Raw genomic sequence first — 15,782 nt, forward strand, 5'->3', positions numbered from 1 at the left:
TCCGTGTAGGTCGTGCGCAGCACCTCGTGCCTGCGAACCAGCACCTCGAAGGAACCTCGAAGCGCTTCGACGTCGAGCGGCCCATCGAGATCCAGCGCCAGGGGCATGTTGTAGGCTGCGCTCTTGGGCTGTAGCTCCTGAAGGAACCACAGCCGCTGCTGCGAGAACGACAGCGGCAAGGCCGCATCGCGAGGCGCTCGCTCGAGAGGTGGAGGCAAGGGTAGCTGCTCGCGTTGCGCCCACTCCACCCGCGCCGCGAGCTCCGACACGGTCGGTGCGTCGAAGATCGCCCGCACGGGCAGCTCGACGCCCAGTGTGGTTCGAATCCGAGACACGAGCTGCGTGGCCAGCAGAGAGTGGCCACCGAGCGCGAAGAAATCGCCATGCATCTGGGTGGGCTCTCCGTCGAGCACCTCGGCGAAGAGCATCGCGAGGAGCTCGGCCACCCCCGTGCGCGGCGAGAGCATCTCGGGCGAGCTCGTCGGTGGCGGAAGCGCAGCAGCATCCACCTTGCCGCTGGTAACGCGAGGTAGCGACTCGAGCCATACGAAGTCCGAAGGGATCATCGGCTCTGGCAAGCGTCCGCGGAGGAACTCTCGTAGCTCGCTCGAGCGCGGGGCCTCCACTCCGTCACTCGCAACGAGATGGGCGAGCAGCCGCGTGACGGGTGGCGTCCGCTCGCGCGCCGTCACCACGACCTCGCGCACGGCTGGGTGCTGCCCGATCACGCTCTCGAGTTCACCGAGCTCGACACGAACGCCGCGAAGCTTCACCTGCCGATCCACTCGGCCCAGGAACTCGAGGTTTCCGTCGGTAAGCCATCGCGCCCGATCACCGGTCCGATAGAGGCGCGCGCCAGGCTGTGTTCCCCAGGGATCGGGCACGAAGCGCTCCGCCGTCAGCGCAGGTCGCTGCCTGTATCCGCGGCAAACCCCATCACCACCGATGTAGAGCTCTCCCGGGACGCCGACCGGGACCGGTGAGCCACTGTGGTCGAGCACGTAGGCCCGCGTGTTCGCGATCGGGCGTCCAATCGAGATCGCATCCGGCGACGAGACTCGCCCGACCGTCGCGTTGACGGTGGTCTCGGTTGGGCCGTAGACATTCCAGATCTCGAGCTCGGGCATCACGGCGCGGGTGCGCCGAACCAGCGCCGGCTCGACGTGATCTCCCCCGAGGAGCAAGGCAGCGAGCCCAGGAGATGCCGAGGTCTCGCCTTGCTCGATGGACTCCAGCATCGCGTTCCACACCGAGGGAACGCAGTTGAGGACGCATTTCCCTTCGACCGAGAGCCGATCCACGGTCGCGCCCGCGCCAATCGTGCTCGGCATGTCGATGATCCACGCGGCCTTGCCCACCGACCAAGGTGTGAACATCTGCCAGAACGAGGGATCGAAGGCGAAGCCAGCAACGACGGGGAGCGACCAGTCCCCAAAACCATCCAAGAAGCGCTCGCTCCATCCGAGGAGATTGACGGCATTCCGATGCGAGACGAGCACGCACTTCGGCTTGCCCGTCGTACCCGACGTATACATCCCGTACGCGACGTTCATGGGCCCGACACCCGGCTGGAGCTCGCCCGGCGGGTACGATGCACGAGCCTCCGCCTCACGATCGAGCACGAGCACCTCGACTGCCGTTGGAGGCAACCGCTCGCACATGCTGGCCTGCGTCAAGACCAGCGGTACCGCTGCGTCGCCCAGCATGAACTCGAGCCGCTCGGCAGGGTGCTCGGGATCGAGAGGCAGGTACGCCCCTCCGGCCTTCAGAATGGCCAGGACCGCGATCGCCATGTCCAGGGAGCGCTCGACGAAGATGCCCACGAGCACCTCGGGCCCAACTCCCCGATGCGCGAGGCGCTGCGCCAGCCGCCCGGCGCGCTCGTCGAGTTCGGCGTACGAGAGCCTCGCGTCGCCCGCCACGACCGCCACCGCGTCGGGCGTCTTCGCAGCCTGTGCCTCGAACAGCTCATGGACACACGCACCCCGAGAGTACTCCGAAGCCGTATCGTTCCAGCCCACGACGACTCGCTGCAACTCGTCTTCGGGGACGAGCGGCAAGAGACCGACCGTTCCCTCGAGGTCCGCGGCCATGCCCTCGAGGAGCGTCTTCCAGTGGAGCAGCATCCGACTCGCGACCTCATCCGAGATCTGCGACGCGTCGTAGCTCACGAACAGCGACATCTCCTCACCGGGAACGGCCACCGCAGTCAGCGGGTAGCTCGTCTGCTCCACGATCTCGACGCTCTCCACGCTGATGCCATGGGGGCCTTCTCGGACCGCGCTGTCGATGGGGTAGTTCTCGAACACGACGATGGTGTCGAATAGCGGAGTGCCACGCGGAGTCTCTGCGAGCCCCTGCACGGTCCACAGCGGAATCGCGCCGTTCTGTCGCGCGTCCGCCTGCTGCTCCATCAGTCGTCCGAGCCAGGGGAGGAGCAGTTCGTCACCGCCCACCCCCACTCTCAGCGGCAGGGTGTTGATGAAGAGACCGATGGTCGTCTCGATGTCGGGTAGCTCGGGCGGACGGCCCGACATCGTGCTACCGAACAGGACCTCGGCGTCTCCACTCATCCGGCTAAGGACGATCGCGTACGCACCGTGGACGAGCGTGCTGAGCGTCAGGTGGTGCGCTCGGGCCTGCTCGCCGAGCGCAGCGGTCGACCGGGTCGACAGGGTGGCCCGGAGGCGCCGGTACGAGCTTCCCTCGGGGCTCGGCTCGCAGCATCCGAGGGGCAGCCGGGTAGGCTCACGAAACCCGCGAAGGAGCTCGCTCCAGTAGCTCTTCATCGGCGCCATGTCCTGCCGATCGAGCCAAGCGATGTAGTCACGAAAGCGGCCCCGACGCGAGGAGGGAGCGGCAACACCTCGGCAGAGCGCTTCATATCGCGCGAAGAGATCCTCGAGGAGCAACGGAAAGCACCATCCATCCATGAGGATGTGATGATGGGTCCAGACGAATGCGTACCGCTCGGGCCCCAGGCGGGTCAGTTGCAGGCGCAGCAAGGGCGCCTGGGTCGGATCGAAGTCGCGCAAGCGGTCGCTCTCGATGTACGAGGCGAGCTGATCTCGACATGCGTCTCGCGGTATGCCCCGAAGGTCTTCGCAGGTCAGGGGCAGCTCCACGTCTCGCCAGACGACCTGCACCGGTGACGAGAGCCCCTCCCAGTAGAATGAGGTCCGAAGCGTCGGCTCGGCGTCGACGAGCTGCCGCCATGCCTGTTCGAACGCGTCGGGGTGCTCGAGACCGTCGAGCACGCAGTGGAGCTGCTCCACGTACGTACCCGAGCCGGGGTCCTTGAGGGCGTGGAACAGCATGCCTTGCTGCATTGGCGACAGCCTGAAGACGTCCTCCACGTTCCGCGCGCTCCCAAGCACGCGGTCGAGATCGACCTGGCCCAGCCCTGCGAGTGGAAAGTCCGTCGGGGTGAAGCCGCCGGCATCGGGCGAGAGACAGTGCTCGATCAGCCGCCGCAGCCGCTCCAAGCAGCCCCGAGCGAGCCGCTCGATCGTCGAGCGCTGGTGCAGCGCCCGACTGAACGAGAACATCACCTTCATGCGACCTTCGACCACCATCGCACCAACACCCAGCACGTAGGGCCGGCGATTGCTCCCGGGCTGCACGGGCACCTTGGAGCGGAACATGCGAAAGAGGTCGGAGCCGGCGATCTGGCCCATGTAGTTGAACTCGACCTCGGGCTCCGCCTTCTCGGACAGCTCCCTCGTCGTGTCCTCGTCTCCCAGGTACCGGAGCGCGCCGTACCCGATGCCTCGCTCTGGCACTCGCCGCATCTGCTCCTTGACGGACTTGAGCGCCGCAGCCGGCTCTGATGCGGCGTCGATCTCGAGAGTCACCGGAAAGATCGAGGTGAACCATCCGACCGTCCTCGACAGATCGACCCCTTCGACGAGCTGCTCCCTGCCATGCCCCTCGAGGAGGATCGAGACGGTCGAGCTTCCCACCCAAGCCGCCAGGGCGCCTCCAACGGCCGTCAGGAGGACGTCGTTGATCTGGGTACGGTAGATCGGAGGCACCCGTGTGAGCAGCGCGTCGGTCTCCTCGGCCGAGAGCTCGAGCTCCACGAATTCGGCCGATGCCACCGTGTTCTGGGCCATGTCGGCCGTGTGGTCTCGCGGGAGTGGCTTTGCGTGATGAGTCGGCCGCGAGGCCCAGTACTCGAGCTGCTCGCGGGCAGCAGGGGTTCGCGCCCAGGCGGCCAGCCGCTCGCCCCATGCCCGGTACGACGTGGTCTTCGGCGAAAGGGAAGCCGGCTCCCCGGCCACGAGCTTCGCATATGCGCTCGCCAGATCCTCGGTGAGAATGCGCCATGAGACGCCGTCCACGACCAAGTGATGGAGCACGAGGAGCAAGAGCGGCGGGCTCAGGTCGCCTCGCTCGAACCACACCGCCCTCAGGATCGGCCCCTGCTCCACATCGAGACCCTCCTCGATCTCGGTGGTCTTCGCGTCGATGACCGCTCGCTGCGCATGCTCGTCGATGTCCGAGAGATCGACGATCTCGACACGCACGGCCGCCGGCTCTTCGGCGTGAACCGCTCGGCCCTCCACGAGTCGCAGGCGCAGCGCGTCGTGGTGCTCGACCACGGCGCCGAGTGCCTGCTCGAGCACTGCCACGTCGATCGAGGTGAGCACCTCGAGCAGCAGGGTCCATGCAAAGTGGCTCCTGTCGGTCGGAAGGAGCTCGAGCCAGTGCCGATGAATGGGCAGGAGCGGCATCTCACCCGAGACAACCCCCTGCTCTGCCTCGACCCCGTCGGCTCCGAAGGACACGACCTGGGCCAGCTCGGCGATCGTTGGATGCTGGAAGATCTGCCGCGGCGTGACCCTCAAGCCGGACTGGCTCGCCCTCGCTGCCACCTGGATGCTGAGAATCGAGTCGCCACCGAGATCGAAGAAGTTGTCATGCAAGCCCAGGTCTTGGACGCGTAGCACTTGGCGGATGATCTCCCCGAGTGCTCGCTCGATCGGGGTCCGCGGCTGCTCCTTCGCCGTCTCGCGGGCTCCAAGGAACGCCTCCGGTGCGGGCAGGGCCCGTCGATTCACCTTGCCGCTCGGGGACAGGGGCAGCGCGGGCAGCGGGATGTGGAGCGCCGGCACCATGTACTCGGGTAGCTTGCCCTCGAGATACGAGCGCAAGTCCGCCCCCTCGACCGGCTCGGCACCGCTTGCGACCACGTATGCCACCAGCCGCTTCTCGCCTGGTGCGTCCTCCCGCACGATCACCGCGGCCTGGGAGACGGAAGGATGCTGCATCAGCGCCGCCTCGATCTCGCCCGGCTCGATGCGGTGCCCCCTCACCTTGACCTGCCGATCGACGCGCCCGAGGAACTCCAGTGTGCCGTCGTCCCGCCATCGCACGAGATCACCCGTCCGATAGAGCCGCGCACCAGGAGCACTCGAGAATGGATCCGGCACGAAGGTCGCGGCGGTCAGCGTGGGTCGGCTCGAGTATCCCCGCGCCACACCTGCCCCGCCGATGAACAGCTCACCGGGAACACCAACCGGCGAGGGCACCATCCGTCGATCGAGCACGTACACCTGCGCATTGGTGATGGGGCGACCGATCGACGGCTCCCCACCGTCGATGCACCGTCCGATCGTGGTGGTGACCGTTGCCTCCGTTGGCCCATAGACGTTGAAGAACGCCCGGCCGGTCGCCCAGCGCTCCACCAGCGAGCTCGAGCAGGGCTCGCCGCCCACCACGAGCGTCCGGAGCTTCGGCAAGGCCGTGGGCTCGAGCAGGGAGAGCGCCGAGGGCGTCAGCATCACCAGCTCGATGGCATGTCGCTCGAGGAGCTCGACGAGCCCAGCTCCGGGTACGAGCTCGTCCGGAGGCGCCATGAACAGCGTCCCACCCGCCGACAGGGTCGTGAGGATCTCCCCGGTCGCGACGTCGAATCCCAGCCGGGCGAATTGCAGCACGCGGCTGCCCTCACGCAGGGCAAACGCCCTGCCCTGTGCGAGCGCCAGGTTTCGAATCCCGCGGTGCTCCAGGACCACGCCCTTGGGGGTGCCCGAGGATCCCGAGGTGTAGATGACATAGGCCGCGTTGCGCCCATCGGCCCCGCCCGCAAGGTCGTGCTCGCTGCCGTGCGCCGCAACGCTCACCTCCTCGTCCAGCATCACCACGTACGCATCCGTGGCGGGGAGCTCGTCCGAGAGGCTCTCCTGCGCGACGACCAGCGCGATCGCAGCGTCCTGCAGGAGGTGGGAGAGCCGCTCCATCGGTAGCGCCGGCTCCAGCGGCACGTAGGCCGCGCCCGATTTCAGGATGCCGAGGAGGCCCACCACGAGCTCGATGGATCGCTCCGCGTGGAGCCCAACCTTGACCTCCGGCCCTGCCCCCAGCATTCGCAGGTGATGGGCGAGCCGATTCGCTCGCCGGTTCAGCTCTCCGTACGTCACCTGCTGTCCGGAGAAGACCAGCGCGGTCAGCTCGGGTCGCTTGCTGGCCCACGCTTCGACCAACCGGTGCACGCCTTCGTTCTCCAGCGCCTCGGTCGAAGTCGTGCTCCACTCGGTCAGCAGCCGCTGCGACTCGTCGGTACCGAGCAGGGACAGGTCGCCGATGGTCCCCGACAGGCGCCTGGACGCGCCCTCGAGGAGCGCCTTCCAGTGGCCCAGGATCCGGCTTGCCGTCTCCTTCGACACACGCGACGTGTCGAAGCCGATCTGGAGCGTCAGCTCCGACCCAGGCGCAGCTGCAGCCGTCAGAGGATAGTTGGTCTGCTCGACGAGCCTCACCCCCTCGACGCGTACCCCCTCCGGGCCTCGCATGATGGCCTCGTCCATGGGGTAGTTCTCGAATACGACGATCGAGTCGAACAACGCACCTCGGGACGAGGACTGGCCCAGGCTCTGGACCTGCCACAGCGGAATCGCCCCGTTGGCCCGCAGCTCTGCTTGCTGTGTCATCAGCCCGCCAAGCCAGGGGATCAGCGGCTCGTCCTCTCGCACCTCGACGCGCAGGGGGAGTGTGTTGATGAACAGGCCGACCATCGTCTCGACGTTCGGCAGCTCGGGTGGACGGCCCGCGATTGTGCTGCCGAACACCACCTCGCTCCGACCACTACGTCGCGAGAGGAGGATCGCCCACGCTCCGTGCACGATCGTGCTCAGTGTCAGCCGGTGTCGCCGTGCTGCCTGCACGAGAGCCTCGGTCTCGGCACCGGAGAGCTTGGTCTCGACGCGTCGATGAGCCCCTACCATCGACGCGTCCGCTCGGTGCTCCAGGAACAACGGGGTGGTTTCCTCGAAGCCCTGCAGGCGCCCTCTCCAGTGGCTCTCCATGACCTGCAGGTCTCGTGCCGAGAGCCACCCGATGTAGTCGCGGAACTGGCCCCTCCTCTCCAGTCGCGGTGGCTCTCCGCTCCGCGCCGAGTGATAGAAGGCAAAGAGATCCTTGAGGATCAGAGAGAGGCACCAACCATCGAGGAGGATGTGGTGGTGCGTCCAGATGAAGGCGTAACGCTGAGAGCCCAGGCGCGCGATGAGCAGGCGCCACAGGGGCGCCCGCTCGAAGTCGAACCCGCGCCGCCGGTCGTCCAGGAGATACGCAGCGAGTCTCTCCTGCTGCTCCGCTTCGGAGAGGGCTCGCCAGTCCTGGCTCGACACAGGGTACTCCACGCGACGGTGCACCACCTGCACCGGCTCGGCGAGACCATCCCAGTGAAAGGACGTACGGAGCATCGGCTCCGTCTCGAGCAGGCCACGCCACGCATCCATGAGGAGCTCGGCTCGCTCCACGCCGTCCAGCACCGCGTGGAGCTGCTCCATGTACATGCCGGAGCTCGGCTCCTTGAGCGAGTGATACAGCATGCCCTGCTGCATCGGCGAGAGCCGGTACATGTCCTCTACGTTCCGCTCGCTTCCAATCAGCCGATCGAGAGCCGCTTGCTCGATCTCGATGAGGGGGAAGTCCGAAGGGGTGCGTCCGTAGGCGTCGGGCGACGAGCAGTGATGGATCAACCCCACGAGACGACGACGGAACTCTGCAGCCAGTCGTTCGATGGTCTCCCGTTCATGGAGCGCTTCGCTGAACGTCAAGCTCACCTGAAGGCGCCCCTCGATCACCATGCCGTCGATGTCGAGCACGTGCGATCGTCGAGCGCCGCCGTCTCGCGTGGGGCCGGCCGACTCCTTGGCCGGGCGAAGGAGGCTCGACTCCTCGAGCGTGAGGTCGAGCTGGCCGAGGTAGTTGAAGACGACCTCCGGCCGTGGCACCCGCGCGAGCGTGTGCCGTGTGTCGTCCGGGCCGAGATGGCGCAGGAGTCCGTGCCCCATCCCGTGGTGTGGAAACCGGCGTAGCTGCTCCTTGACCGACTTCAGCGCTTGCTCTGGCCCGGCGCCCGCGTCGATCTCCAGGAACACCGGCGCGAGGATGGTGAACCATCCAACGGTTCGCGAGAGATCCACGTCGTCGAAGAGCGCCTCGCGGCCGTGCCCCTCGATCTCGAGGTATACGCCGGCTTCCCTCGTCCAGGCGGCGATCGTCTGCGCCAATGCCGTGATGAGCACATCCGAGATCTGCGTGTGGTACGCCTGCGGAACGCGCTGGAGGAGCGCCTGTGTCTCGTCGCGAGACAGCGTGGCCGTGACGAGCACGCCGGAGGCAACCGTGTTGGCCTCGTCGGGAACGGCGAAGTCACGCGGCAGGCGTGGCAGATCGCGCTCGAGGTGGTGGGTCCACGCATCGAGCCGTCGAACCATCGACTCCGATCGAGCATGCTCGCTCAACCGCTCCGCCCATCGCTGGTAGGACGTGGTCTTGGCCGGCAGCACGATGGGCTCACCGAGCACGGCCTTGGCATGGACGTGCTCCAGATCCTCGAGCAGGACTCGCCAGGAGACGCCATCCACGACGAAGTGGTGTGCAGCCAGGAGCAACCGATCGCCGAGCTCCGCGCCGAGCCCAAACCACGCAGCAACCAGCATCGGGCCGTCGCCGAGGCTCAGGCTCGCCTGCAGCTCCGCGGCACGGGCCTCGAGCCGCGACCTCCGCGAGGCGACCGGAAGCGCGCCAAGATCCTCTCTGACGAAGATCCAAGCACTTCGCGCATCTCCGAAGTGAGCCTGCCACGCGTCCCCCACCCGGGTGAAGCGCAGGCGCAGGGCGTCATGGTGCGTGACGAGGGCGTCGATGGCCCGCTCGAGCGTGTCGCCATCGAGCCCCTCGCAGATCTCGAACAAGAGCGCTTGCGTGAAGTGATGGGGCGCCTCGGGCTCACCCTCCAAGAACTGGCGGTGAATCGGCAGCAATCGCATCACCCCGGTCGCGTCCTCCTGCTCGGCGGCGTGCGGCCCGGGGAGCGAGCCCACGACGTCACGGAGCGACGCGATCGTCGGGTACTTGAACACCAGCTCGGGCGAGAGCTCGATCCCTGCCTTCCGCGCGCGTGCGACGGCCTGGATGTTCAAGATGGAGTCGCCTCCAATCTCGAAGAAGTTGTCATGGATCCCCACGTGCTCGAGGCGCAGCACCTCGCTCCAGATGGCAGCCAATTGCTGCTCCACCCGCGAGCGTGGGGCTTCGTAGGACTTCGCCCGTTGGTGTTCGTCCTCCTCGAGCGCGCACAGGGCCTTGCGATCCACCTTGCCACTGAGCAGCAGCGGCAGCGCTTCGAGCACGATGAACGACGTCGGGATCATGTAGCCGGGCAAGTCGCTCGAGAGGTGCTCCCGAATGGCCTCCACCGGTGTCGGTTGCCCTCCGGCGAGCACCAGATACGCGGCGAGGTGCTCACCCGCAGCAGCATCTCCCCGCAGTACGACCGCAGCCTCGCGCACGCCCGGGAAACTCGCGAGCGCAGCCTCGATCTCGGCCAGCTCGATGCGATGGCCGCGAAGCTTGACCTGCTGGTCCGTTCGCCCCAGGAACTCGAGACTGCCGTCGGCTCGCCACCGTGCGAGATCGCCCGTGCGGTACATTCTCGCGCCCGGCGATCCCGAGAAGGGATCGGGAACGAATCGCTCAGCGGTCATGCCAGGGCGACCCTGGTAGCCGCGCGTGACACCGTCGCCCCCCACCAGCAGCTCCCCCGTGACGCCGGGCGGCTGCAACCCGAGCCCTCGGTCCACCACGTAGAGCTGCGTGTTGGCAATGGGCCGACCGATGGGCACCACGGGGGCGCCCTCGACGGCGGACCCCATGTCGCCCCCAATCTCGAACGTGCAGCAGCCCACGACCGTCTCGGTTGGCCCGTACTCGTTGACGATCTGGACCTCGGGTGCGTGCCGACGGAGGAACGAGATCTGCTCCCACTTCAGCGCTTCGCCTCCCACCACGAAGGACCGCGTGCTTCCCGAGATGCACTCGGGCGGCAGCAGCCGTTCGAGCAGCCCCAGGTGGGCAGGCGTGATCTTGACCAGGCCGAAACCGGGCCGTTCCTGCATCAGCCCCACGAGCGCCTCGATGGTGTTCTGCTCGGACACCATCACGACGGCCCTTCCTGTGAGCAGCGGAAGGAAGATGCTGGTGATGGTCAGATCGAATCCGATCGAGGAGTGCACCGGAGCGCCCGCGCCCGTCGGATAGGCGCCCATGGCCCAGGACAAGTAGTTGACCAGCCCCCGGTGGTGAACCATCACTCCCTTGGGTTTGCCGGTCGAGCCCGACGTGTACATCACGTAGGCCAGGTTGTCGGCTCGAACCTCGGCGGCGAGCCTCTGGGTGCTCTCGGTGGCCGTCCCATCGTTCAGCTCGTCGATGATCAGACGCGAGGATGCTGGAACCCCTACACCATCCGCCAGTGCACTCTCCACCACGAGGATGCGTGCACCGCTGTCGGCGAAGATGTACTCGATGCGTGCACGCGGATAGGAGGGATCGAGGGGTACATAGGCCGCACCGGCCTTGATGACGCCGAGCATCGCAACGAGCAGGTGTGGTGATCGCCGAAGGCAAAGCCCAACCCTCACCTCCGGCCCGGCTCCCATCGCCCGAAGTCGACGAGCCACACGCTCGGCCGCTCGGTCCAGCTCGGCGTACGTCATCTGCTCGCTGCCATCCACCACCGCCACCGCGGCGGGCGTGCTGTCCACCCGGGCCTCGAACAAGTGGTGGACGCAGGCATCCTGCGGGTAACGGCTCGCGGTGTCGTTGCAGCGGGCGATCGCGGCTCGCTCCTCGGCGGTCAGTATCGAGAGGGCGCCGATGCGGACATCCGGCTGCGCCACGATCGCCTCGAGCAGCATGGACAGCCGCTCGACCATCTTCTGCGCCGTGTCCCGGTCGAAGAGGTCCGTCGCGTACTCGAGGGTCCCTCGGAGCTCCCCCTCCTCCTCGCCCACCATCAAGAGCAGGTCGAACTTCGCGGCACCACTCTCGATGGGTATCAGCGACACCTCCAGCCCCTCGATGTGTACATCTCGATGAGGAGCATTCTGCAGCGTGAACATCACCTGGAACAGCGGGTGCCTGGAGGTATCGCGCGCGGGCGCGAGTTCCTCCACGAGCCGCTCGAACGGAATGTCATGGTGAGCATGGGCCCCCAGGGTCGTCTCGCGAACTTGCTCGAGGAACTCGACGAAGGTCGGGTCATCCGACAGGTCTGCGCGCAGTACCAGCGTGTTGACGAAGAGACCAATGAGCCCCTCCAGCTCCCTGCGCTGGCGCCCCGCGATCGGCGTGCCCACGGTGACATCGTCCTGTCCGCTCAGCCGATGCAAGAGGGCCTGAAGGGCAGCTACGAGCACCATGAAGAGCGTGGCTCCCTGCCCTCGGCCGAGCGTCCGCAGCTCTTCCAGCAGCTCGCCACTCACTCGCAGCGGAATCGATCCGACGCCGCGTGACGGTGCCAGGGGGCGTGGTCGGTCCGTGGGGAGCTCGAGCGACTGCAGGTTGGCGAGCCGGCCCTTCCAGTACGAGGCCTGCTCGTCCAGCAGCTCACCTTCGAGCCAGCCCCGCTGCCAGACGGCATAGTCCGCATACTGGATCGTGAGCTCGGCAAGCGGCGAGGCATCACCTCGGCCGAGTACGTCGTAGAGCGTGCAGATCTCGTGGATCAGGACCCCCATCGACCACGCGTCGGTGGCGATGTGGTGCATGCAGACGAACAGGACTTGCTCGGTGTCACCGAGACGGAGCAGAACCGTACGCAGCAGCGGCCCGTGAGCGAGATCGAACGGGAGCTTGGCGAGCTCGAGCACGCGTCGCTCCAGCTCGGCCTCCCGTGCGGGCGCGGTGAGATCCGACAGATCGACCACTGGCAGCAACCACGGAGTGGCAGGCTGGATGCGCTGTACTGCCACCCCGTCCCGTGCCTCGATCGTGGTCCTCAGCACCTCGTGCCGCCGCAACACCTCCTCGAACGCGCGCCGTAGGGTCTCGCTGGAGAGGTCCCCAAGGATGCGCATCGCGAACGGCAGGTTGTAGGAGATGTCTTCGGCCTCGCTCTCGCTCAGGACCCAGAGCCGCTGCTGTGCAAAGGAGAGCGGGAGATCTTCCCGGCACATCGCCCGCGTGAGGGGTGGACGTGTCGTGGTCCCCCGCTCGCGCACGAGCGCGGCGAGCTGCGCCGCGGTCCGATGCTCGAACACGGCCCGTGCGGAGAGGTCCACACCGAAGACCTCGTGGAGGCTCGAGAGGAGCTGGATGCCGACCATCGAGTCACCGCCGAGCACGAAGAAGTCGTCGTGGACTCCAACGGGAGCGATGCCGAGCAGTGCTCCGAACATGGCAGCGATGGTCCCTTCGACGTCATCGCTCGGCGGCTCGATGGGCACGCAGATCTCCGGCTTCGGTCCGACGACCACATCGGCGGCTCGACTGCTCCCTCCGGGAGCCTGATCCCTCGACGAGCGAGCCATCCCGTCCTCGGCCGGCTCGAGCCAGTGGCGCTCGCGCTCGAAGGAATACGTCGGTAGGGAGACGCGGCGCCTTCGCTTCCCCGCGTGCATGCCTTCCCAGTCGATCGCGACCCCCGCCTGCCACAACTGCCCGAGCGTCGACAGCAGGGTGGAGGCATCCGCGTCGCGCACCTGCGCGTGAGAGAGCGTGGGAACGGCGAGGGGAGCCGCGCCCGTCGGCGCGTGACGGAGCGCCAGCGTGACGAGCGTGCTGCCCGGCCCCACCTCGACCAGCGCGTGGTTGCCCAGTCGAAGGATCTCCTCGATCCCTCGGGAGAAGTTCACGGTACCGCGCAGGTGCCGGCCCCAGTAGGAGGGATCGGTGGCCTCCTCATCGCGGATGAGACGACCGCTCAGGTTCGAGACGAAGGGGAGCCGAGGGGCCTTCGGAGCCCCGCGGCGGACCACTTCGACGAGTTCCTCCACGACGGGGTCCATCATCGCGGAGTGAAACGCGTGCGAGGTCCGTAATCGCCGGCAGGGAATCGACCGTGCACGGAGCTGCTGCTCGAGCGACGCAACGGCGTCCAGCGGCCCCGAGACGACGCACTGCGTCGGTGCATTGATCGTCGCAATCGAGAGAGACGGACCAAGCCACTCCCGGACTTCGTCGACGGACCGCTGGATGGCCAGCATCCCCCCTGCGGGAAGCCGAGCCATCAGGCGACCGCGTTCGCATACGATGGAGAGCGCATCGTCGAGTGTGAATACGTCGGCCAAGCACGCGGCGACGTACTCGCCGATGCTGTGCCCGATCATGATGCTCGGCCTCGCCCCCCAGCGCTCGAGCAGCTTTGCGAGGGAGTACTCCACCGCGAATAGAGCGGGTTGGGCGACCTCCGTCCGCCGGAGTTGGTCATCGTGTTCTTGACGCCACGCCGAGACGAGGAGCGGGTGTAGATCGATCCCGGAGATCGTCCGAATGCGCTCGACGCATGCATCGAAGGGCTCCCGGAACCCTTCCTCGCGCTCGTAGACCTGCGCCGCCATGCCGCCGGCTTGCGCCCCCTGCCCGGGGAACATGAACGCAAGCGATGGTCGCTCGGTCAGGAGCCCTTGGCGCGGAAGACTCTTGGGCTCCGACAGCAGTCGAGCCATGTCCTCGGTGTCACGCCCCACCGCGAATCGCCGGTGCTCGAAGTGCTGGCGACCGGCCTGCAGGGTGAACGCTGCGTCCGCGAGGTTCGTATCGGGATGACGGCGGAGGTGCTCGGCGAGGTTGGCCGTCGCTCGCTCCAGCGCCGCTTCGGTCCTTGCCGACAGCACGAAGAGCTGAAAGGGCTCGGCCCGAGGCGTCGGCGCTGCGGGAGGCGGCTCTTCGACGACCACACACGCATTGGTCCCACCAATCGCCATCGAGTAGACGGCGGCGCGTCGTGGGGCACCGCGCCGGTCCATCTCTCTCAGGCGATCGTTCACGAAGAACGGCGTCGATGCGAGGTCGAAGGCCGGATTCGGTCGCCGGAAGTGCAGCGTGGGCGGGACGACGCCTTCTCGCACGCACAGGCACGTCTTGATGAGCGCGGTGACTCCGGAGGCCGCGTCGAGATGCCCAACGTTCGACTTGACCGAGCCGATCGGACAGAGCTGCCGGGCGGACGAGCCGAGGCCGAACGCCGACGTCAAGCCCTGGAGCTCCATGGGGTCGCCCAGACGCGTCCCCATGCCGTGTGCCTCGACGTATCCGATCGTCTCCGTGTCGACACCAGCGTTGGCAATCGCCTCGGCGATGACCTCGGACAGCCCCTCGACGCTGGGAGCCCCGAAGCCGACCTTCATGTTCCCGTCGTTGTTGATCGCAGTGCCGAGGATGATCGCCTCGATGTGATCGCCGTCCTCGAGAGCACGAGACAGAAGCTTCAGCGCAACGACCCCCACGCCGCTGCCGAAGATCGTCCCGTCCGCCGCGAGGTCGAAGCTACGGCAATGACCGTCGGAGGATGCGACACCTCCCTCCTTGTGAAGATAGCCGTGACGCGTGTGAACGAGCACGGCAGCACCACCAACGAGCGCGATCTCGCATTCCTCATCGAGCAACGCTTGAGTGGCGACGTGTGTGGCCACCAACGACGAGGAGCACGCGGACTGTACGAGCATGCTCGGGCCGCGCAGATCGAGCTTGTAGGACACCCGCGTGGGCAGGTAGTCCTTGTCGTTGCCAAGCTGGATCTGCAGGACATCCGTCGCGCGAGCGACGGGGTTGCGCATCAGATTGTAGAGCAGATAGGTATCCATGGCCGCGCCCGCATACACGCCGACACGACTGGGACAGCGCTGCGGGTCATAGCCCGCGTCCTCCAATGCCTCCCACGCGCACTCGAGAAAGTGGCGATGCTGAGGATCCATCAACGCAGCCTCTCTGGGCGCCACGCCGAAGAACGCCGCGTCGAAGCACTCCATGTCCTCGAGGTAGGCAGCCGCCTTCACATACCGAGGGTCGTCGAGAAGCTGCGCATCGACCCCGGAGGCGAGGAGATCTTCGCGATCGAAGAAGGTGACGAGCTCCCTTCCCTCGCGAAGATGGCGCCAGAAGTCGCTCACACTCCCCGATCTTGGATAATGTCCGGCCATCCCAATGACCGCAATTTCGGTACCGGTATAGCTTCTGCTCATCGTCTCTCGCAGGGTCGGAATCTCTCGAGCAACTCTCCGGGATGAAGCGACGCACGCCCCTCCGTCATGTCCGAAGCCCCTTGCTCCGCGCCGCATCAGAGCACTTCTCCCCACGCAAGGCAATCGCACTCCCCACCACGCATCAGGGTGCATGACCGCACAGTTTCTCGAACACACACAATCGCGCTCGACCGCGCAAGATCGCACACGTGCACGATCGCGCCGGACACATCGATTGCGCGCAATCACTCCCATGCGCGTGAACGTGCAGCCTCACGCGATCGCACGCAATCGCACATGACA

Annotated in this window: 1 protein-coding gene (cut by a window edge); it reads right to left on the bottom strand. The window is 66.8% G+C overall.

Translation table 11 applies throughout. The features are described from left to right. Nucleotides 1-15,734, bottom strand: partial view of a type I polyketide synthase gene (locus tag OEB96_RS42320; protein WP_323137494.1) — the 5' portion only. It extends 3,037 nt beyond the left edge of the window; the window shows 15,734 of its 18,771 coding nt (coding positions 1-15,734); the start codon lies at nt 15,732-15,734; its stop codon lies beyond the left edge, outside the window. Nucleotides 15,735-15,782 lie beyond the last annotated feature (48 nt).

The organism is Paraliomyxa miuraensis (genome assembly GCF_026337845.1).
Classification (GTDB): domain Bacteria; phylum Myxococcota_A; class Polyangia; order Nannocystales; family Nannocystaceae; genus Paraliomyxa; species Paraliomyxa miuraensis.